Annotated in this window: 17 protein-coding genes; 7 read left to right on the plus strand and 10 right to left on the minus strand. The window is 72.4% G+C overall.

Going from position 1 to position 21,404, the window contains the following annotated elements:
* Positions 1-48: 48 nt before the first annotated feature.
* Together purF and AB0B55_RS11800 are read right to left on the minus strand one after the other, a co-directional pair.
* Positions 49-1,587 carry an amidophosphoribosyltransferase gene (gene purF / locus AB0B55_RS11795; protein ID WP_355048409.1) on the minus strand — a complete coding sequence of 513 codons (1,539 nt, stop codon included), beginning with the start codon at positions 1,585-1,587 and terminating at the stop codon, positions 49-51.
* Between the two features lie 168 nt (positions 1,588-1,755).
* Complete coding sequence (locus tag AB0B55_RS11800) at positions 1,756-2,109, minus strand: sterol carrier family protein (protein WP_357132134.1); 354 nt, start codon at positions 2,107-2,109, stop codon at positions 1,756-1,758.
* Between the two features lie 427 nt (positions 2,110-2,536).
* On the opposite strand from AB0B55_RS11800, the gene AB0B55_RS11805 reads away from it, so the two are divergent.
* Complete coding sequence (locus tag AB0B55_RS11805; protein WP_357171664.1) at positions 2,537-4,288, plus strand: carboxypeptidase-like regulatory domain-containing protein; 1,752 nt, start codon at positions 2,537-2,539, stop codon at positions 4,286-4,288.
* A 255-nt stretch (positions 4,289-4,543) separates the two neighbouring features.
* Here AB0B55_RS11805 and AB0B55_RS11810 read toward each other — a convergent pair whose 3' ends face one another.
* From AB0B55_RS11810 to purS, 4 genes are read right to left on the minus strand one after another with little or no spacing between them, the layout of a single operon-like run.
* Positions 4,544-5,299 (minus strand): 2-phosphosulfolactate phosphatase, encoded by a 756-nt coding sequence (locus AB0B55_RS11810; protein WP_357132267.1) that lies wholly within the window; start codon positions 5,297-5,299, stop codon positions 4,544-4,546.
* Between the two features lie 4 nt (positions 5,300-5,303).
* Positions 5,304-8,000 (minus strand): phosphoribosylformylglycinamidine synthase subunit PurL, encoded by a 2,697-nt coding sequence (gene purL, locus AB0B55_RS11815; protein ID WP_357132140.1) that lies wholly within the window; start codon positions 7,998-8,000, stop codon positions 5,304-5,306.
* Positions 8,001-8,055: 55 nt separating this feature from the next.
* Complete coding sequence (gene purQ / locus AB0B55_RS11820) at positions 8,056-8,739, minus strand: phosphoribosylformylglycinamidine synthase subunit PurQ (protein ID WP_355048413.1); 684 nt, start codon at positions 8,737-8,739, stop codon at positions 8,056-8,058.
* A complete protein-coding gene (gene purS, locus AB0B55_RS11825) occupies positions 8,736-8,999 on the minus strand; it encodes a phosphoribosylformylglycinamidine synthase subunit PurS (protein WP_007454310.1) in 264 nt (87 codons plus the stop codon). Before purS ends, purQ begins: the two co-directional genes overlap by 4 nt.
* Positions 9,000-9,355: 356 nt before the next feature.
* Here purS and AB0B55_RS11830 point away from each other — a divergent pair, with 356 nt between their 5' ends.
* Together AB0B55_RS11830 and AB0B55_RS11835 are read left to right on the plus strand one after the other, a co-directional pair.
* Positions 9,356-10,039 (plus strand): trypsin-like serine protease, encoded by a 684-nt coding sequence (locus AB0B55_RS11830; protein WP_355245595.1) that lies wholly within the window; start codon positions 9,356-9,358, stop codon positions 10,037-10,039.
* A gap of 23 nt (positions 10,040-10,062) precedes the next feature.
* Complete coding sequence (locus tag AB0B55_RS11835; protein ID WP_357171665.1) at positions 10,063-10,626, plus strand: YbjQ family protein; 564 nt, start codon at positions 10,063-10,065, stop codon at positions 10,624-10,626.
* Between the two features lie 174 nt (positions 10,627-10,800).
* Here the strand turns inward: AB0B55_RS11835 and purB are convergent, their stop codons facing one another.
* From purB to AB0B55_RS11855, 4 genes are all read right to left on the minus strand, one after another.
* On the minus strand, positions 10,801-12,225 hold the full coding sequence (gene purB, locus AB0B55_RS11840; RefSeq protein WP_357132151.1) for an adenylosuccinate lyase: 1,425 nt from the start codon (positions 12,223-12,225) through the stop codon (positions 10,801-10,803).
* Between the two features lie 60 nt (positions 12,226-12,285).
* Positions 12,286-14,721 carry a hypothetical protein gene (locus tag AB0B55_RS11845; protein WP_357171666.1) on the minus strand — a complete coding sequence of 812 codons (2,436 nt, stop codon included), beginning with the start codon at positions 14,719-14,721 and terminating at the stop codon, positions 12,286-12,288.
* On the minus strand, positions 14,675-15,688 hold the full coding sequence (locus tag AB0B55_RS11850; protein WP_357171667.1) for a glycosyltransferase family 2 protein: 1,014 nt from the start codon (positions 15,686-15,688) through the stop codon (positions 14,675-14,677). The genes AB0B55_RS11845 and AB0B55_RS11850 overlap by 47 nt, the downstream gene beginning before the upstream one ends.
* Positions 15,689-15,846: 158 nt before the next feature.
* On the minus strand, positions 15,847-17,139 hold the full coding sequence (locus AB0B55_RS11855) for an acetyl-CoA C-acetyltransferase (RefSeq protein WP_355048422.1): 1,293 nt from the start codon (positions 17,137-17,139) through the stop codon (positions 15,847-15,849).
* Positions 17,140-17,193: 54 nt separating this feature from the next.
* Here AB0B55_RS11855 and AB0B55_RS11860 point away from each other — a divergent pair, with 54 nt between their 5' ends.
* The 4 genes from AB0B55_RS11860 (at position 17,194) to AB0B55_RS11875 (ending at position 21,395) form a co-directional block, all read left to right on the plus strand.
* Positions 17,194-18,540 (plus strand): 3-oxoacyl-ACP reductase, encoded by a 1,347-nt coding sequence (locus AB0B55_RS11860; RefSeq protein WP_357171668.1) that lies wholly within the window; start codon positions 17,194-17,196, stop codon positions 18,538-18,540.
* Between the two features lie 233 nt (positions 18,541-18,773).
* On the plus strand, positions 18,774-19,589 hold the full coding sequence (locus tag AB0B55_RS11865; RefSeq protein WP_357171826.1) for a MaoC/PaaZ C-terminal domain-containing protein: 816 nt from the start codon (positions 18,774-18,776) through the stop codon (positions 19,587-19,589).
* Between the two features lie 88 nt (positions 19,590-19,677).
* Positions 19,678-20,433 (plus strand): NUDIX domain-containing protein, encoded by a 756-nt coding sequence (locus AB0B55_RS11870; protein ID WP_357171669.1) that lies wholly within the window; start codon positions 19,678-19,680, stop codon positions 20,431-20,433.
* Complete coding sequence (locus AB0B55_RS11875) at positions 20,430-21,395, plus strand: serine/threonine protein kinase (RefSeq protein ID WP_357171671.1); 966 nt, start codon at positions 20,430-20,432, stop codon at positions 21,393-21,395. Before AB0B55_RS11870 ends, AB0B55_RS11875 begins: the two co-directional genes overlap by 4 nt.
* The last annotated feature ends 9 nt before the right edge of the window (positions 21,396-21,404 follow it).

Consider the following 21,404-nt stretch of genomic DNA (forward strand, 5'->3'; position numbering starts at 1 on the left):
GTGGTTCTCGGTGCCGCGCCGGCGGTGGCCGGGCCGCGCCGGTTGGTGCTACGGGCGGTTTGCGGTCACGCCACCCGGAGTGGCGACGAGCGAGCCGAAGCTCTCCGGAGCCTCCGGCGTCGCGTTGGCGACCCGGCGGCCCATCCCTTCGAGCACATGCTTGCCGATCAGGTTGCCGGCCGGCAGCTCGATCGGGTACTCCCCATCGAAACACGCCCGACACAGCCGGGTCTTCGGCTGCTCGGTCGCGGCGATCAGGCCGGGAAGCGATACGTAACCCAGCGTGTCGGCGCCGATGGAACGCCGGATGCCGTCGTTGTCCAACCCGTTGGCCAGCAGCTCCGCCCGGGTGGCGAAGTCGATGCCGTAGAAACACGGCCAACTCACCGGCGGGGAGGAGATCCGGACGTGCACCTCGAGCGCCCCCGCCTCGCGCAACATCCGGACGATGGCCCGCTGCGTGTTGCCGCGCACGATCGAGTCGTCCACGACCACCAGCCGCTTGCCACGCACGTTCTGCCGCAGGGGGTTGAGCTTGAGTCGGATGCCGAGCTGACGCAGGGTCTGCGACGGCTGGATGAAGGTCCGCCCCACGTACGGGTTCTTCATGAGGCCCGCGCCGTAGGTGATACCGGACGCCTCCGCGTACCCGATCGCGGCCGGGGTGCCGGACTCGGGCACCGGGATGACCAGGTCGGCCTCGACCGGATGCTCCTTGGCCAACTGGCGGCCGATCTGCACCCGCGCCGCGTGCACGTTCCGCCCGGCGATGGTCGCGTCGGGGCGGGCGATGTAGACGTACTCGAAGAGGCAGCCCTTCGGCTCGGGCGCGGCGAAGCGGGTGGACCGCAGCCCCTCCTCGTCGATCGCGATCAGTTCGCCGGGCTCGATCTCGCGCACCACGCTCGCGCCGACGATGTCCAGCGCGGCGGTCTCGCTCGCGACCACCCAGCCACGCTCCAGCCGGCCGAGCACCAGCGGGCGTACGCCGTGCGGGTCGCGGGCCGCGTACAGCGTCGACTCGTCCATGAAGACGAAGCTGAACGCCCCACGTAGCTGCGGCAGCACCTCGAGCGCGGCGGCCTCGACCGACAGGTCGGGGCGGCTGGCCAGCAGCATGGTCACCAGCGAGGTGTCGTTGGTCGAGCCGTCCGCGACCAGGCCGCGCTCGGCGACCTCCTTCTCCAACTCGGCGGTGTTGACCAGGTTGCCGTTGTGGGCCAGCGCGATGGTCGTGCCGGAATCGGTCGACCGGATGGTCGGCTGGGCGTTCTCCCAGTTGGACGCGCCGGTCGTGGAGTATCGGGCGTGCCCGATCGCCAGGTGGCCGCGCAGGCTGGCCAGGGTGGGCTCGTCGAAGACCTGGGCCACCAGGCCGAGATCCTTGTAGACCACCACGCCCGAGCCGTCGCTGACCGCGATGCCCGCCGCCTCCTGGCCGCGGTGCTGCAGGGCGTAGAGGCCGAAGTAGGTCAGATTCGCGACCTCTTCGCCGGGGGCCCACACGCCGAAGACGCCGCAGGCATCCTGGGGGCCAGGTCGTTGGGGGTCAAGGTCGTGGCTCAGCCGGCCGTCGCCTCGGGGCACTACCGCTCCCTCATGCTGGTCTGGACCGGCCTGGCGGGGATCACGGGTCGGATCCACACTTCTCGGCCGGGACCACTCTCGTCGCCTGACAGTGTACGCGAGTCAGCGTCAATACAGATAGTCACGATTTCCCTGCCGAGAGTCACGATCACTCGGACATCGGCGCAGCTAGAGGGGCAGATAGGCCGAGATGTCCGCCCGAATGCCGCTCACCTGAACACGTCCATCGGTGACCGCGTCGGCCCACCCGAGCCGACCGGTGGCGAGCTCCAACCAGGTCTGCGGCGACATCTCGACCACGTTCGGCGGGTTTCCTCTGGTGTGTCGAGGACCGGGGACGCACTGGATCGCACCGTATGGTGGAACGCGCACCTCCACCGATCGGCCGGGGGCGCGCTCCGTGAGGACGGCCAACAAGGACCGGACCGCCTCCCGGAGTACCGGCCGTTCGGGCGTACGCCCCTCGTCAAGCGCCGACAGAGCCGCCACGACGGCGGCGGACTTACTGTGCGGAGAGGACACGACGGGACGATACGACCCACAGGTGGAGCACCTGACGTTGGCCCTGGGTCGCGCCGATCCAGTGAGACAAGGCATAGTGGCCGACGGCGTATTCGTACCGTGATGATCCCCGGCCCGGCGCCCCGCCGGTCGAGGGACGTCAGCCCGGAAGGCGGTGGACGTGTCAACACACCGACGTGCCTGGAAGCAGCGGGCCGGTGTGGTCGCAGCGCTGGTTGCCGGCGCTCTGCTCGCCGTCCCCGCCACACCAGCAATGGCCGCTCCCAAGGTCACAAACGTCTCAGCCTCCCCGGGCACCGTCCAAGCGGGCGGCGAGACGACAGTGAGCTACACGCTCAGCTTCGACGACCAACCAGTTCCCGCCGATGTAACTGTCAGTTCTGACAACCCCAAGCTTCAGTGCATCGATGGTTGCTCGCAGGGGAACGTGACCGAGGCCAAGACCTACACGGCCAAGTTCAAGGTGGCGGACGACGCTTCGAACGGGTCCGCTCGCGTCACCGTCAGGGCCAGCGCCGGCCTCGGAAACGGACAGGGTTCGACCACGGTCAACCTCACCGCGAAGGCCGCATCGCCGCCCCCGCCGCAGCAGAACCAGACGGTGAAGTCGGTCTCCGGCAAGGTGGTCAAGAAGGCCGACGGCGAGCCGGTGCCGAACGCGTTCGTCCTCCTCCAGGACACCGCCGGTCACCGCTACGACGCCGTCGCCGATGGCAGTGGCAACTTCAAGTTCACGGGCAGCAGTCAGAGCCCGATCACTCCCGGTCGGATCGACCTGGGTGCGTCCTCCGAAAACATCAAGGCGTTCAAGAGCTTCACCGCGAACGCCGGGCAGACCATCACCGGCCAGCGGATCACCTTGGAGATCAAGGTCGAGGTGACGCCGAGCGCCACCCCGTCGCCCACCGCCGACGCCACCCCCACCGACGAGGCGACCGAGGAGGGTGCCGAGGACCAACCCTCCGAGGAGGCCAGCCCGGGCGCCCCGGCGAACGCCAGCAAGGAGGACGACGGCGGCGGCTTCGGCTCGTACCTGATCATCCTGCTCGGCGGCCTGCTCGTCGCGGCCGGCGTCGGCACGATCGTCCTGCTGTGGATGAAGCGCCGCGAGAGCGGCGACGACGATGACGAGCCGGCGGCGGCCGGCGCTGCCGGTGCCGGCGGCGCGGTGCCGGCGGCCCGTGGGGCCTTCCGCGGGGCCGACGACCAGACCCGGGTGGTCAACCGCCCCGGTGGCGCGCCCGACCCGACCATGGTCGGCGGCGCGGCGCTGAGCGAGGCGCCGACCATGATGCACCGCCCGGTCGTCGACGACGTCCCGCCGGACCCGTACGGCGCGCCAGCGCAGCCCTACGGCGCGGCGGGCCAGCAGGGCTGGGGCGGGACCGGCTACGACGACGAGCCCGGCCAGGGCGGCTACGGCGGCTACGGCAACGCCCCCGCCTCGGGTGGCGGCTACGGCACCGGGGCAACGCCGGACGGCGGCTACGGCGGTGGCGCGGACGGCTACGGCGCCGCACCCGGCTCCGGCGCGGGCTACGGCGGCGCTACGGCCCCGGATGGTGGCTACGGCGGCGCGCCCTCCTCGGGTAGCGGCTACGGCAGCCGTGACTACACCGCGCCGGCCGGCGCGGGCGGCTACCCGCCGGCTCCCGCCGGTGGGGCGGCCGGCGGCTACGGCGAGCGCTTCGACGAGCCGACCGGCCGGTACACCGGCGACAGCACCCAGTACCCGGCGCCGGCCGACCCGTACGCCACCGGCGTGTACCAGCCGGAGCAGGGCCAGGGCTACGGCCAGCCCGACCCGACCGCCCCGTACGGCGGCGGTCGTGGGGCGGAGCCGACGGGCGGCTACGGCCAGCAGACCAACGCGTACGACCAGGGCGGCTACGGCCAGACCGGTGGCGGGTACGACCAGGGCGGCTACGGCCAGGAGCCCCCGCAGCAACGCGGCGGCTACGACGACCGGGGCTACGACCAGGGCGGCTACGGCCAGACTGGCGGCGGGTACGACCAGGGCGGCTACGGCCAGGAGCCCCCGCAGCAACGCGGCAGCTACGACGACCGGGGCTACGACCAGGGCGGCTACGGCCAGCAGCAGCAGGGTGGCCGGGCCCGTCCGGACAGTCCCCCGCCCACCGAGCGCGGCGGCCGCCGGCTCGACTGGCTGGACGACTAACACCAGCACTACCCACAGCGCACCGCGAACGGCCGCCCGGAAGACCGGGCGGCCGTTCGCCGTAACCCCCACCCACCCCCACCCGGTCCCACCTCGTCGATCACGAAGTTATTGCCCACGCGCACGGCGTGTCGGGGCAATAACTTCATGATCATCGCCGTGGGCGCCACCGGGGCGGGCGCCGCCGGGATGGGTGCCACCGGGGCGGGCGTCCGGGGACGGGAGCTGCGGGGGGCGGGTGCTGTGCGGGGTGGGTCAGGCGGCGGAGAAGACGCCCTGGCGGAGGACCGGCACGACCTCGGACACGCCGACCTGGACGGCGACGTCGACGTCGGCTTCGAAGCCGCCCTCGGTCAACTCCCGGCCGGAGACGCTGCCGCGTACCGCAGCGGGTACGTCCGGAGTGCTGGCCAGCGCGGCGAGCGCCATGGCCGCCTCCACGGAGAGACCGCCCGGCACCCCGGACAGAGCGTCCAGCACGCTCGCCGCACCGAGTTGGTCTTCGACGCAGGGGCGCAGCGACCCGTCCGGCCAGCGCTCCCCGGAGGCGATGACGCCGATCGGGGCGTCCGTCGTGCCGTACCCCTGGCGGCGCAGCCAACGCCCGACGGCGCGCGCGTTACGCAGGCACGCCGCGACCACCGGTAGCCCGGTGGCGCTGGCGGCGGCGCTGATGGCCGAGCCGTTCGGCGAGGGCAGCACCAGGTCCGCGACGGTCGGCGCGGCGCTCAGCGCGGCGGGTGAGAGTGACCACGGGTGGTCGGCTGTCACCCGGCGACGGCCGACCGCCGCCACCGCGCCGACCCGCAGCGCGTACTCGGCGGCCTGCTCACCCCACGGGAAGGGGTGCACCCGCGTACCCCGGGCGACCGCCACCTCCACGGCGGTGGTGAACGAGAGCACGTCCACCACCACCAGCGCCGCGCAGACCCGGCCGAGTTCGGCCGCCCCGGTCAGGCCCCAGTCGAACCTGGCGCCTGACCCGGGCTGGCCGTAGACGGCCGCCGTCAACGCCTCAGCGCTCGTCAGGCGACGGCTCGGTGGCACCGGAACCAGACTCGGACGGCTGCTGCGACCCGATCGGGTCGACAGCCCCGGTCTGTGGCGACGGGCCGGCCGAGGCGATCGGCTCGGAGAGCACCTCCGACGCGTCCACCGGCTCGGCCGGGGCGGCCGGCAGCGGCACGGCCTCGACCGCGCCCGCCACGCCGGCGGCCGGGGCGGGCACCTCGGCGACGGCGGGCTCGGTGACAGCCGACGGCACAGCCTCGACGGCGGCGGTGCCACCGAAGAGGCGCGGGAGCGTCTCGGTGTGCGCGGCGCGCAGCTCGTCCAGGCCGATCCGGAACTGCCCGTGCACCTCGAGCGCCCCGCCGGACGGGTCGGTGACACCGATCAGCTCGAACGGCACGCCCCGCTCGGCGCAGAGCGCCGCGAACGCCTTGTCGTGGCCACGCGGCACCGACACCAGCGCCCGCGTCGCGGACTCGCTGAACAGGTAGACGAAGGGCATCGAGCCCTCGGCGAACTGCTCCGGCACGGCGATCCGGGCGCCGACGCCACGCCGCAGGCAGGACTCGACCAGGCTCTGGGCGAGACCACCGTCGGACAGGTCGTGCGCCGAGCTGAGGTGGCCCACCCGGGCGGCCTCGGCCAGCAGGTCGGCCAGCGCCTTCTCGCGGAGCAGGTCGACCTGCGGCGGGATGCCGCCGAGGTGCTCGTGCGTCACCCAGGCCCACTCCGAGCCGGACAGCTCCACGTTCGTCTCACCGAGCAGGTAGAGCTGGTCGTGGTCGCCGCTGGGACGCGGGACGAAGCCCATCGGCACCCGGTCGGCCACGTTGTCCAGCACGCCCAGCACACCGACCACCGGGGTCGGGTGGATGGCCGCGGCGCCGGTCTGGTTGTAGAAGCTGACGTTGCCGCCGGTGACCGGGATGCCCAGCTCCAGGCAGCCGTCCGCCAGGCCGCGCACGGCCTCGGCGAACTGCCACATCACGCCCGGGTCCTCCGGCGAGCCGAAGTTGAGGCAGTTGGTGACGGCGATCGGCTTCGCGCCGGTCACCGCCACGTTCCGGTACGCCTCGGCGAGGGCCAGCTTGGTGCCCTGGTACGGGTCGAGCCGGGCGTACCGGCCGTTGCCGTCCACCGACAGCGCCACGCCGAGCCCGGTCTGCTCGTCGATCCGGATCACGCCGCCGTCCTCCGGCTGGGCGAGCACGGTGTTGCCCAGCACGTAACGGTCGTACTGCTCGGTGACCCAGGTCTTGTCGGCCAGGTTCGGCGACGCGATCATGCGCAGCACGGTCTCCCGCAGCGCGTCCGGGTCGGCCGGGCGGGGCAGCGTCTCGGCACGGTCTGCCTGGAGCAGGATCAGGTCGGCCGGTTCACGCATCGGACGGGCGTACACCGGGCCGTCGTCCACCAGCGAACCCGGCGGCACGTCGACGACCAGGTGGTCCCGCCAGGTGATCAGCAGGCGACCGGGGCGGCCGTCCGGCTCCGGGGCGGTGACCTCACCGATCGCGGTGCCGAGGACGCCCCACTTCTCGCAGGTCTTGAGCACCGCGTCGAGCTTGTCCGGCTCGACGACCAGCAGCATCCGCTCCTGGGACTCGCTGGCCAGGATCTCGTGCGGGTCCATCGAGGGCTCCCGCAGCGGCACCCGCTCCAGCCAGACCCGCATGCCGGTGCCGGCTGCGGCGGCGGTCTCGGTGAGCGCGCAGGTCAGGCCGGCACCACCGAGGTCCTGGATGCCGACGACCAGCTGGCCGTCGTACAGCTCCAGGCACGCCTCGATCAACAGCTTCTCGGTGAAGGGGTCGCCGACCTGCACGGCCGGGCGACGGGCCTCGCTGCCCTCGTCGAAGGTGGCGCTGGCCAGCACCGAGACGCCGCCGATGCCGTCCCGGCCGGTCTTCGCGCCCATCAGCACGACCACGTTGCCGGGGCCGGCGGCGGCCTTGTTCTGCAGCCGGTCGACCGGCAGCACGCCCAGGCAGAGCGCGTTGAGCAGCGGGTTGCCCTGGTAGGACGGGTCGAAGACCAGCTCGCCGCCGATGTTGGGCAGGCCGAGACAGTTGCCGTAGCCGCCGACACCGGCGACCACACCGGTGAGCACCCGGGCGGTGTCCGGGTGGTCCGCCGCGCCGAAGCGCAGCGGGTCCATGACCGCGATCGGGCGGGCGCCCATGGCGAGGATGTCCCGGACGATGCCGCCGACACCCGTCGCCGCGCCCTGGTACGGCTCGACGAAGCTCGGGTGGTTGTGCGACTCGACCTTGAAGGTCACCGCCAGCTTGTCGGAGACCTGCACGACACCGGCGTTCTCGCCGATACCGGCGAGCAGGCGGTCGCTCTGCGGGGCCTTCTCACCGAACTGACGCAGGTGCACCTTGCTCGACTTGTAGGAGCAGTGCTCGCTCCACATGATCGAGTACATGGCCAGCTCGGACTGGGTGGGCCGGCGGCCGAGGATCTGCCGGATCCGGTCGTACTCGTCGTCGCGCAGGCCCAGCTCGGTGTACGGCTGAAGCTCGCCCGGGGTGCCACCGGCACGGGGCACGGTGTCCACGCCGTCGGTCCAGTCGGCGCTCGCCGGCTGCGCGGGAGCGACCGCCGGGGCGGTGGGCTGCGCCGGCGGCTCGGTCGGCTGCGCCGGGGCGGAGTACGCCTCCGGAGTGTCCCGTACCGGGTCCGGATGGGTGGTCATGACCTCTCCTCGCTGCGCTCGTGCCCGCCAGAGCGGCGGTTGAGCTGACCGATGCTCACGCTGGGGTCCCCACCAGGTGCTTGAGGACCGAGGTGAAGAACCCGAGACCGTCCAGCGAGGGGCCGGTGAGCGCCTCCACCGCGTGCTCCGGGTGCGGCATGATGCCGACCACGTTGCCGGCGGCGTTGGTGATCGCGGCGATGTCGCGCTGCGACCCGTTCGGGTTACCGCCGACGTAGCGGGCGACGACCCGGCCCTCGGCTTCGAGCTGGTCCAGCGTCGCGGTGTCGGCGACGTAGCAGCCCTCGCCGTTCTTGACCGGAATCAGCACCTCCTGGCCGGCCTGGAACGCGTTGGTCCACGCGGTGCCGGCCGACTCGATGCGCAGCACCTGGTCCCGGTTGCGGAAGTGCAGGTGCTGGTTGCGGGTGAGCGCGCCCGGCAGCAGGTGCGCCTCGCAGAGGATCTGGAAGCCGTTGCAGATGCCGAGCACCGGCAGACCGCCCTGGGCGGCGTCGACGATCGTCTCCATCACCGGGGCGAACCGGGCGATGGCCCCGCAGCGCAGGTAGTCGCCGTAGGAGAACCCGCCGGGCAGGACGACGGCGTCCACCCCGTGCAGGTTCTCGTCGCCGTGCCAGAGCCGGACCGGCTCGGCGCCGGCGATCCGGACGGCGCGGGCCGCGTCCCCGTCATCGAGCGAGCCGGGGAACGTGACCACACCGACCCGGGCGGTCACGAGCGGGCGTCCGCGGTCTCGTCGGTCTCGACCAGGCGGACGGTGAAGTCCTCGATGACCGGGTTGGCGAGCAGCTTGTCGGCGATTTCCCGGGCCCGGTCCAGGTCCGGTTCACCGGTGAAGTCGATCTCGATCCGCCTGCCGATCCGGACTGAGGCGACGTCGCTGACGCCGAGCCGGGGCAGCGCGTTTGCGACGGCCTGGCCCTGCGGATCGAGGATCTCGGGCTTGAGCATGACGTCGACGACGACGCGAGGCACTGGGCACTCCTGACTGTGTACGCAGTTGGGTGCCTACCCACAACGGGCGAGCGCAGCCAGCGTACCTGGCAGATTCCGTCGCGGACGCACCGGCCGGGCGCAGTTCAGGCAGTGATCCACATAACCGGCGGCGAGCGCGCGCGGCAACCCGGCACAGGCCGCCTCAGCAGGGCATATACGGCGCAGCGGGTAGCCGAATCGTTACATTGACTGAACTCGATCAGCTTCTTGAAAACGATGTCCGCCAGCCCTACAGTACATCGACATGGCTCGATGCCAGCGGCGATGGGGACCTCCCGTCGTCGCCCCCGGGCACCCGGCGACCCCGGGCCCCACCCGCCCCAAGGAGTCCACCGATGCGCGTTCGTCCCCTGCTCGCCCTGATCAGCACGGCGCTGGTCGGCGCCCTCGCCGCCGCGTCCGGCGCGTCCGCTGCCCCGGCCGGCCCCCAGCCCATCATCGGCGGCGGCACCGTCTCGTCCGCCCCCTGGGCCGCCGCCGTGCTGAGCAACGGCTCGTTCACCTGCTCGGGCAGCGTGATCGCCGCGCAGTGGGTGCTCACCGCCCGGCACTGCATCAGCGGCACGATGTCCGTCCGGGTCGGCAGCGTCTACCGCGCCTCCGGTGGGGTCACCCGCACCGTCAGCGCCACCTACACCCGTAACGACCTGGCCCTCATGCGCCTGTCCAGCACCGTCAGCACCTCGACGGTCTCCCTGGCGAGCAGCAACCCGCCGGTCGGCTCGACCAACTCGATCTACGGGTGGGGCATGACCTGCTACAGCGGCTGCTCCGCGTCCAGCCAGCTCAAGACCGCCACCGTCCAGGTGACCAGCACCAACGTCACCGACGCGTACGGCGGCCAGGCCATCCGCAGCACCCGGATCAACGGCAACGCCTGGCGGGGCGACTCGGGCGGCCCGCAGTTCTACAACGGCCAGCAGGTCGGCGTGGCCTCCACGGCCGACGGCTACAACATCCAGAACTACGGCAGCGTCGCGTACAACCGGGCCTGGATCACCTCGGTGGCCGGTGTCTGACGGTTAGCGCCCGTGCGGCGCGGATGGTCGGCCCCGCGCCGGCCGTCCGCGCCGCGCCGTTTTGCAGCATCCGATCAGGTGAACACGGCACCCGATCGGGTCGCCCAACTCCTGACAGCATCGGAAACGTGCTGGTCGTGACGACAGAGCAACTGCCCGGCTACGAGATCCGCCAGATTCTCGGTGAGGTGGTGTCATCGATGGCCAGGACGCGCAACCCGTACCGCGAGGGGGTCAAGAACCTGCGCGGTGGCGCGTACGACCCGATGGCGCCCGACAACCTGACCCGGTGGCGCACCGACTCGGTGACCCGCCTCGGCGAGGAGGCCCTGCGGCTCGGCGCGAACGCCGTGATCGGTATGCGCTTCGACAGCCGGGACTGCGGCGAGATGTGGATGGAGATCTGCGCGTACGGCACGGCGGTCGTCGCCGTACCGACGATGCCCGCGGTCATGCCGCCCGACCAGCCGGCGGTGGCAGCGGACACCGCCACCGACCCCGCCTTCGCCGAGTCCCTGGGCGGCATCGCCGAACCAGCAAGCGCCCCCACCCTACGAACAGCCGCCGAAACCCCCACCGGCGACTGACCGCCCAAACCCCACCCCTCCCTTCCACCCCCACCTCCCTTCCCCCTCCCCTCCACCTCGGGTGATCAAGAGGTTTGCGTCACCAGGGAGATCAAAGTTGACGCGAACCTCTTGATCACCGGGCCAGAAGGGGGCGCGGGGCGCAAGAGGGGGGGCCGGGGGGGGACCGGGGGGTTAGAGGATGGGGGGTGGGGTGTAGGTGGCGGCGTTGGGGTGGGTTTCCACGACCTTGGTGATTCTGCGGGTTACCTGCTCCACCTGGGACTTGGCCGCTCCTACGAAGGCTGTGCGGTCGGCTACCAGGGTGTCGATGTCGGCGCGGGACAGGCCGAGGCGGCCGTCGGCGGCCAGGCGGTCGAAGAGGTCGTTCTCCGGGGCGCCCTTCTCGCGCATGGCCAGCGCCACCGCGACCGCGTGCTCCTTGATCACCTCGTGGGCGACCTCCCGGCCGACGCCCCGCCGGACCGCCGCCACCAGGATCTTGGTGGTCGCCAGGAAGGGCAGGAAGCGCTCCAGCTCCCGGTTGATCACCGCCGGGTACGCGCCGAACTCGTCGAGCACGGTGAGGAACGTCTGGAACAGCCCGTCGGCGGCGAAGAACGCGTCCGGCAGGGCGACCCGACGGACCACCGAGCAGGAGACGTCCCCCTCGTTCCACTGGTCGCCGGCCAGCTCGCCGACCATCGACAGGTAACCCCGGATGATGACCGCGAAGCCGTTCACCCGCTCGGACGAACGGGTGTTCATCTTGTGCGGCATCGCGCTGGAACCGACCTGACCCGGCTTGAATCCCTCGGTGACCAGCTCCTGGCCGACCATCAGCCGGATCGTGGTGGCCAGCGACGACGGCGCGGCGGCGGTCTGCGCCAACGCGGCCAGCACGTCGAAGTCCAGCGAGCGCGGGTAGACCTGCCCGACGCTGTCCAGCACCCGCGAGAAGCCCAGGTGCTCGGCGACCCGTCGCTCCAGCTCGGCCACCTTGTCGGCGTCGCCGTCGAAGAGGTCGAGCTGGTCGGCGGCCGTGCCCACCGGGCCCTTGATGCCGCGCAGCGGGTAGCGGGCGATCAGCTCCTCCAGCCGGTCGTACGCGATGAGCAGCTCCTCGGCCGCCGACGCGAAGCGCTTGCCCAGCGTGGTGGCCTGCGCGGCGACGTTGTGCGAGCGGCCGGTCATGACCAGCTCGGAGTGCTCGTACGCGAGCCACGCCAACCGGGCCAGGGTCGCCACCACCCGGTCCCGGATCAGCTCCAGCGAGGCACGCACCTGAAGCTGCTCGACGTTCTCGGTGAGGTCCCGCGAGGTCATCCCCTTGTGCACGTGCTCGTGCCCGGCCAGCGCGCTGAACTCCTCGATGCGGGCCTTCACGTCGTGCCGGGTGACCCGCTCCCGCTCGGCGATCGACGCGAGGTCGACCTGGTCGAGCACCCGCTCGTACGCCTCGACCACGCCGTCCGGGACCGCCACGCCCAGGTCACGCTGTGCGCGGAGCACGGCGAGCCACAGCCGCCGTTCCATCCGGACCTTCTCCTCGGGCGACCAGAGGGCGACCAACTCGGGCGAGGCGTACCGGTTGGCGAGCACGTTCGGGATCGTCGTCACGTACCTCATTGTCCCGCACCCGCTGACCGGCGCCTGGACCGGGCCGGACCCCGGAGGCGGTCAGGATCGGGTGAGCTCGTAGACGGTCACCGGGCCGGCGACCAGCCGGATCTGGGCCAGCCGGGCCAGCTCCGGCGACACCGCACCGGCCCTGCTGTCGGCGAAGAGCCAACGGACCCCGTACTCCGTCCGGAGCCGATCCAGGTCGGCCAGGGTCGGCGCACTGAACACCCCGTCGTTGAGCGCGAGCAACTCCTGATCGGGAAAGTTCTGCCGGGCGTACCCCAGGTTGTCGACGCCGTGCGCGGCCACCACCGCGTCGGTGTAGCCCCAGCTCTCCACCACCGTGCGGTGCCCGCCCAGCCCGGTCACCCAGAACGCCCGGGCGTCGCAGTGCGGGGTGGTCCGCACCGGCCGGCAGTGGACGTTGGTGGCGACCACGTCATCGTCGGCGGCGTTGTCGTCAAGCCACAGCGCCGCGCGCATCTCGGCGGCGGTCAGCGCGTACGGCTGCGGTCCGGTGGCCGGCGGCCCCGGCTCGGTCAGCACCGAGCGAACCGTCCCGCCCAGCACGACGGCGGCGCTGGCACCGAGCAGCGCCGCGGTGACCCCGGCCACGGCGATCGTCACCGTTCGCCGACGACCTGCTCCCGCATTTGCCGGCGCCGAAACGTGACGCCCCCACAGGGCCGACACTGCGACGGCGAGCGCGGCGGCAACCGCCACGAACAGCACGTACCGTGCGGCCGAGAGACCCAGGACCCGCAGCCACCCCTCGATCGTCGAGGTGGTGGGGGTGCCGGGCCGGCTGATCCTCGGCACGGCGAAACCCACCACCGTGCCGGCGGTGGCGAGCCCCGCCAACGCGCCGGCCACGGCGGGCACCACCAGCACCGGCCAGGGCGCCCGAGCCGCAGCGAGAGACCAGGTGGTCAGCACGACGCCGATCGGGATGACGCCCATCCAGAAGTAGATCTGACTGATCGACGGGTGCTGGAACACCCAGGTGGTGGCGGCCCCGGCGAGGACCGTGCCGGCGAGCAGCCAGACCGCCGGATCGGCCCGGTGCCCACGCTCGCGGAGCAGGCCCATGCCCACCCACCGTGGCGACTGACCCAGCACCCACCAGCCCACCACCGCGAACGCCAGCAGCCATCCGAGGACACCACCGTCGTTGATGCCCGGTGGCAGCGGTGCGCTCGGCCAGATCCCGTCACCCGGCCCGAGCGTCTCGGCGTACGGGGCGACGAAGTGCAGCAACGCCAACGCCTGCACGCGCAGGGTGGAGGCCCCGCCACCGGCGAACAGCCGGAAACCGAGCGCCATCGCCGCCACCAGGCAGGCCAACGCCACCAGGGCGGGTCGGGGGATCTGCCGCTTGCGCCACCAGAACACCACGGCGGTGAGACCCAGGCCGGCGATCAGCGGCGGCAACGCGCTGGACTTCGCCCCCGCACAGACCAGCCCGAGCGCCGGGACCAGCGGCCAGGCCGGGCCGAGGGAACGCCCCCTGGCCGCGTCGACAACGAGCCCGGCCAGCAGCAACAACGGCACCAGCACGTACGTCTGGGAGGGGCTGGCGTAGGAGAGCGGCATCTCGCCGGACGCACCCACGGGCGAGCCGAGCGTGACCGCCGCACCGGTGAAAGCGGTGAGGGCGGCCACCGGACCGGCCCAGACCGCTCCACTCAGGTCGCGGGCGAGCCCGGCCGCGAGCACCACCGCCACGCCGACCACCGGTACCAACCAGAGTCGCAGCAGCACCGTCGTCGGCGCGATGCCAGTGATCATGCTGCCGCTGGCGATGTGGGCGTCGGAGAGGTAGTGGTAGCGCAGCGCCTCCCCCGCGACGTGCGGCAACTCGAACGGCATCGCCCGGGTCAACTCCTGCACCAGACCCAGGTGGTAGAGCACGTCCTGGTAGTAGCCGCCGGACACCGGAGGCAGCGGGACCATCCGCCACTGGACGTACCCCCAGGCCAGCACCACCAGCAGCGCCGCGCCCATGCCGTAGTGCCAACCGACCGGCAGCGGACGGCGCTCGCCGACCCGCCAGTGCCGGCGCAGCCTGGGCACGGCGGCGAACGCGACGAGTACGGGTAGCGGCCACCACCGCAGCAGGGTCTGTTGACCGGTCGCCGCTGCCAACGCCCAGGCGACGATCTCCAACAGCAGGCCGGTGGCCGCGCCGAAGCCGAGGTCCTCGGGGAGGTTGCCGCGACCGCCGCGCAGCGCGCGGTGCACCAGGGTTCCGGGCAGCACCAGCGCGAACGCCCAGTACGCGGAGAACGCCGCGAGGTCCGGCACCGGCACGCTGCCCCGTGACCAGACCACGAGCAGCGCGCCGATCACGAGCACCCACGGAAGCGTGCTGAGAATCGGCACGAGAGCGTTCCGGTGCGGGGCCGAGGCTGGGGCCGGAGTGTCGACCCGTTCGGCCAGCAGGGCGTCAGCCACGGAGGCGGACAACGTCGTCACCGACACGATCACGTGCATCTGCCTCCGCGCCCGGAACCCCGTCCCGGGAGTCGAACCCGATGTGGAAGGCGGGCCGGTTCTGCACTGTCGCGTAGATCCGGCCGACGTACTCGCCGAGCAGGCCGAGACAGACCAACTGCACCCCACTGAGCAACAGCACCGCGACGAACATCGAGGTCCAGCCGGGGATGGTGGCACCGGAGACGTGCACGACCATGCCGAAGACGATCAGGGCCAGGCAGAGCAGGAAGCTCGACATCCCCATCCAGGTGGCCAGGCGCAAGGGCGCGGCCGAGAAGTTCGCCGTGCTCTCCCAGGCCAGCGCGACCATCCGACGCAGCGGGTACTTGGTCTCCCCGGCGGCCCGCGCCGCGCGGGTGTAGCGCACCTCGGCGCTGGGGAAGCCGAGCGACGGCACCAGCAGCCGGTAGACCGGCGCGCGTTCCGGCAGCCGCCGCAGCACCTCGACGACGTCCCGGCTGAGCAGCCGGAAGTCACCGGCCTGGGCGGGCAGGTCGGCGCCCACGATCCGCCGCATCACCCAGTAGTAGGCGCGGGCGGTGTTGCGCTTGAAGATGGTGTCGGTGCTGCGGTCCGCCCGGACGCCGTAGACCACGTCCACGGCGTCCGTCCGGGCCACCCGCAGCATCTCGGCGATGGCCTCGGGCGGGTCCTGCAGGTCGGCGTCGAGACTGACGATCCACCGGCCGACGGCCCGGTGCAGGCCCGCCGTCAACGCAGCCTGGTGACCGCTGTTGCGCCGGAGCCGGAGCACCCGCAACTGCGGCCAGTTCCGGCCGTGGTCGAAGAGCACCGACACGGTGTTGTCGGCGCTGCCGTCGTCGACGGCGACCACCTCGTAGTCGACGCCGAGCGCGTCGAGCACCGGCCGCAGTCGGGCCACCAGGGCCGGGATGACAGCGGTCTCGTTGAACATCGGGATGACCACCGACAGGGTGGTCGTCCCGGGGACGACGGACTCCATGGAGATACGGCCCCGTTCCGCACGCAGGAGTGATCAGCGCCGCGTCGAGGACGCGGCGCTGATCACCGTCGCGTGGTAAACCCACCGCCTGCGGACGGCCCGCTGAACAGTCCGTTAACGCCTGCTGGCGGTCACCCCGGTAAGGGACGATCGAGCGCTCAACGCTCCAAAATGGCGGTCACGCCCTGGCCGCCAGCCGCGCAGATGGAGATCAGCCCGCGTCCGCTGCCCTTCTCGGCGAGCAGCTTGGCCAGCGTGGCGACGATCCGCCCACCCGTCGCGGCGAACGGGTGCCCGGCGGCCAACGACGAACCGTTGACGTTGAGCCGGTCGGTGTCGATCGCGCCCAGCGGGGCGTCCAGGCCGAGCCGGTCCTTGCAGAACTCCGGCGACTCCCAGGCGGCCAGGGTCGCCAGCACCTGCGAGGCGAACGCCTCGTGGATCTCGTAGTAGTCGAAGTCCTGCAACGTGAGCCCGGCGCGGGCCAGCATCCGGGGCACCGCGTACGCGGGGGCCATCAGCAGCCCTTCGTCGCCGTGTACGAAGTCGACGGCCGCCGTCTCCGACCAGCTGAACCAGGCCAGCACCGGCAGGTTGTGCGCGGCAGCCCACTCCTCGCTGGCCAGCAGCACGGTGGACGCGCCGTCGGTGAGCGGCGAGGAGTTGCCGGCGGTCATGGTGGCCTGCTCGGCGTCCGGACCGCGGGTGCCGAAGACCGGCTTGAGGGCGCCGAGCTTCTCCACGCTCGTGTCCGGGCGGAGATTCTGGTCGCGGGTCAGGCCCAGGTACGGCGTCATCAGGTCGTCGAAGAAGCCCTTGTCGTACGCGGCGGCGAGCCGCTGGTGCGAGCGCAGTGCCAGCTCGTCCTGGGAGCGCCGGTCGATCTGCCAGCGCAGCGCGGTCTGGGCGGCGTGGTCACCCATGGACAGGCCGGTGCGCGGTTCGGCGTTGCGGGGGATGTCCGGCTTGAACGGCTGGAGCGGGCGCAGCTTCGCGGCGATCTTCAGCCGCTGGCCGACCGTGCGGGCGGAGTTGAGTTTGAGCAGCGTACGACGCATGTCCTCGTTGACCGCGAGCGGCGCGTCGGAGGTGGTGTCGACACCGCCGGCGATGCCCACGTCGAGCTGACCGAGGGCGATCTTGTTGGCGACGAGGATCGCGGCCTCCAGGCCGGTGCCGCAGGCCTGCTGGATGTCGTACGCCGGGGTGTGCGGGTCGAGCCGGGATCCGAGGACGACCTCGCGGGTGAGGTTGAAGTCGCGGGAGTGCTTGAGCACCGCCCCGGTGACCACCTCGCCGACCCGCTGCCCGGCCAGCCCGTACCGGGCGATCAGACCGTCGAGCGCCGCGCCGAGCAGGTCGGCGTTGGACGCGTCGGCGTAGCGGGAGTTGGAACGGGCGAAGGGGATGCGGTTGCCCCCGATGACCGCGACCCTCCGGATGCTCTGCACGATCCGCCTCCTCGCGAGTGTTGCTCGAACCTTACTCGCCAGTAGGCTACGCCCATGACCGACAGGTACGCGAGCTTCGTCCAATCGGCCGCCGGCCGCACGCTGGTGAAGCGTCTCGGGCTGCCCGATCCGCCGCGACTGCGCCGGCACCAGCCCGGCGACCCGCTGCTGCCCGGCCCGGCGCTGCTCGGCGCGGCCGACGGCGGCCGACTCGCCGAGCCGGTCCGGACGATCCTGACCGCCGCCGGGGTCGAGCTGCGCGACGGCGGCACGGCCGAGGGGCAGGACCGCTTCGGCGCTCTCGGGTACGACGCGACCGGCATCACCGACTCGACGCAACTGCGCCAGCTCTACGACTTCTTCCACCCGCACGCCCGCACCCTGCTGCCCAGCGGCCGGGTGATCGTGCTCGGCACCCCGCCCGGTGAGTGCCCGACCCCGCGCGAGGCGACCGCCCAGCGGGCCCTGGAAGGGCTGGTCCGCAGCATCGGCAAGGAGTTCGGCCGGGGCACCACGGCCCAGCTCGTCCAGGTGGCTCGGGACGGTGATGCCACCAGCCTCGAAGCGACCCTCCGGTTCCTGCTGTCCGGCCGGTCCGCGTACGTCTCGGGGCAGGTCGTCCGGGTCGGCACCGGCACGGCGACCGCCCCGGACGACTGGAACCGTCCGCTGGACGGGCAGGTCGTGCTGGTCACCGGGGCCGCCCGGGGAATCGGCGCGGCCCTGGCCGGGGTCCTCGCCCGCGACGGCGCCCAGGTGGTCGCGCTGGACATCCCGGCGGCCGGGGACGCCCTCGCGGCGGTCGCGAACGACATCGGCGGTACGGCGGTCCAGCTCGACCTGACCGCCCCGGACGCGCCGACCCGGCTCGCCGACCACCTGGCCACCCGGCACGGGCGCGTCGACGCGGTGGTGCACAACGCGGGCATCACCCGCGACAAGACGCTCGGCCGGATGGACGCCGACCGGTGGGACCAGGTCATCGACGTCAACCTGTCCAGTCAGGAGCGCATCAACGACGTACTGCTGGAACGGGAGTTGATCCCGGCCGGCGGGCGGATCATCGGGGTGTCCTCGATCGCCGGGATCGCCGGCAACCGGGGTCAGACCAACTACGCCACCAGCAAGGCCGGCGTGATCGGCCTGGTCGACTCTCTCGCCCCGGCCCTGCGCGACCGGGGGATCAGCGTCAACGCCGTGGCGCCCGGCTTCATCGAGACCCGGCTGACCGCCCGCATCCCGCTGGTCGTCCGCGAGGCGGGCCGACGGATGAACAGCCTGGCCCAGGGCGGGCTGCCGGTGGACGTGGCCGAGACGATCGGCTGGTTGGCCTGGCCGGCGAGCGGCGCGATCAGCGGCAACGTGGTCCGGGTCTGCGGCCAGAGTCTGCTGGGGGCGTGATGGGCCGCAAGAGAGAGCCGGACGACCTGTCGGTCCACGAGCTGATCGAGGGCCCGACCGAGATCCTGTCGCGGGAGACCCTGGACGCGATCCGCCGGCCGGAGTCCACCGACGCCGACCCGAGCGTCGAGCAGACACACGACCTGAGCGCGTCGGCAACCGAGGTGACCACCGACCTGGGCGGCCACGGGCCGGCCGGCACGGGTGGCCGCGAGCTCGTCGAGCTGGCCCGGATGCCGGCCGCCGGGGCGCTCTACCGGCGGGCTGCGCTCGGCGCGCTGCCGGGCCTGGGCCGGGGGCGGAAGAGCAACGACCTGCCGGCGGTCGAGCTCGCCGTTCGCGGCGTGCGGGTCGACCGGGCCCACCTGGCCGACTACGACCGGGTGTGCGGGTTCCGGCTCACCGACCGGCTGCCCGGGACGTACCCGCACATCCTGGGCTTTCCGCTGGCCCTGCGGCTGATGACCACGCCCGGCTTCCCCATCGCGCTGACCGGCGTGGTGCACGTCGGCAACCGGATCACCATCCATCGCCCGATCACCGCCGACGAGACCCTCGACTTCACCACGTACGCCCAGGACCTGCGCCCGCACGACCGGGGGCGGCAGGTGGACGTGGTGCTGGTCGGCTCGGTCGACGGGGAGGAGGTCTGGCGCGGCGTCTCGACGTACCTGGGCCGCGAGCGCACACCCGGCGGCCGCGAGCGGGGCGAACGTCCGACACCGCCCACGGCCACCGCCCGGTGGCGGGTCGAGCCCCGGGTGGGCACCGAGTACGCGCGCGTCTCCGGGGACCACAACCCGATCCACACCTCCCGGCTCGGCGCGCGACTGTTCGGCTTCCGCCAACCGATCGCGCACGGCATGTGGAGCAAGGCGCGATGCCTGGCCGCGCTCGAGACGCGGCTGCCGGACGCCTACACCGTCGAGGTGGCCTTCAAGCTGCCCGTACCGCTGCCGAGCACGGTGAACTTCGCCCTCCTGCCGGACGACGGGTTCGCCCTGCACGACTCCGGCGGCCGGCCGCACCTGGTGGGTCTCGTGCGCTGACGCGCCCCTGCCGATCCAAGGGGTTGGCAGGGGCGCACGTCTGCGCTAAGTTGTTCTCACAGCGAGATGTTCTCAGATTGAGAGAGACATGGTTGACGAGCAGCGATTCCTGGCCGCGTACGACCCTCGGGACTACCCGGCGGTCGCCGTGACCGTCGACGTGGTGGCACTGACCATTCGCGACGGCCAACTGCACCTGCTGCTCATCCGGCGTGGCCAGGCACCCTTCGCGGGGCACTGGGCGCTGCCCGGCGGGTTCGTCCGCCCCGAGGAGGACCTGACGGCCGGCGCGCGACGGGAGCTGGCCGAGGAGACCGGGCTCGGCGGCGAGGAGCTGCGCCGCGTACACCTGGAGCAGTTGGGCAGTTACGGCGCTCCCGACCGTGACCCGCGGATGCGCGTCGTCTCGATCGCGCACCTCGCGTTCGCTCCCGACCTGCCGGACGCCGCCGCCGGCTCGGACGCCGACGAGGCGATCTGGCTGCCGGTCACGGCGCTGACCAGCCGGCAGCTCGCCTTCGACCACGGCCGGATCATCGACGACGCGCTGGAGCGGGCCCGGTCCAAGCTGGAGTACACCCCGCTGGCCACGCGTTTTCTCGCCGCCGAGTTCACCATCAGCGAGCTGCGGGCCGTCTACGAGACGGTCTGGGGTCACCCGCTGCACGCCGGCAACTTCCACCGCAAGGTGCTCTCGGTGCCGGGCTTCGTGGAGAGCACCGGCGCGAGCACCGAGCGCGGCGGCACCCGAGGCGGCCCCCGCGCCCGGCTCTACCGGGCCGGCGACGCCCGGCTGCTGCACCCGGCGCTGCTGCGACCGGCCCGCGAGGAGACGGTGCGATGAGGACCGCCGAGGCCATCGACCTGGTCACGGCCGCCCGCACCGACGCCGAGCTGTTCGGCGCCGACCAGCCGGCCCGCCGCTACCGCGAGCTGGTCGCGGCCCTGCACCCCGACCGGCTGCCGACAGACCCGGGGGTACGCGCCGACGCCCTCGACGCGTTCGTCCACGTCACGACCCGGTGGCAGGCCCGGCGGACCACCGTCCTCGGCGACTACCGGCTCGGCACGCCGGCGCACTCGGGCGACCTGGCCGACCTGTACGACGTCGGCGACGACCGGCTGCTCAAGCTCCCCCGACGCCCCACCGACAACGACCTGATGGCGCGGGAGGCACACGCGCTGCACACCATCGCCGAGCGCGGCGACCCGCGCTACCTGCCGTACGTACCCCGGCTCGTCGACGAATTCGCGCACCGCGACCCCGCGACCGGCGCGGAACGGCGGATCACCGTGCTCGCCACCGCGCCCGGCCTGCACGACCTCGACGCGGTGCGGCGCGCGTACCCCGACGGGTTGGACGCCCGGGACGTGGCCTGGATGTGGCGGCGACTGCTGGTGGTGCTCGGCCTGGCCCACCGGGCGGGCGTGGTGCACGGCGCGGTGCTGCCGCGACACGTGCTGATCGAGCCGGACGCCCACGGCGTGGTGCTCGTCGACTGGTGCTTCTCGGCCCCGGCCGGTGCCAGGGTCCCGGCGCTCGTGCCGGACCACGAGGACTGGTACCCGCAGGAGGTGCCGCGCAGGCAGCCCTGCGGTCCGGGCACCGACCTCGCGATGGCCAGCGCGTGCATGAGCTGGCTGATGGGGCCGCGCGCACCCCGTGAGCTAAACGCCTTCGCGCAGGGCTGCCGGCAGACCTCCCTGCGCGGCCGGCCCGACGACGCCTGGGGCCTGCTGCGCGAACTCGACCAGGTGCTGGACCGGCTCTACGGGCCACGCACCTTCCGACCCTTCACCCTCTAAAGGAGCTGT

Origin of the sequence: Micromonospora sp. NPDC049107 (assembly GCF_040648595.1) — a bacterium.
Taxonomy (GTDB): Bacteria; Actinomycetota; Actinomycetes; order Mycobacteriales; family Micromonosporaceae; genus Micromonospora.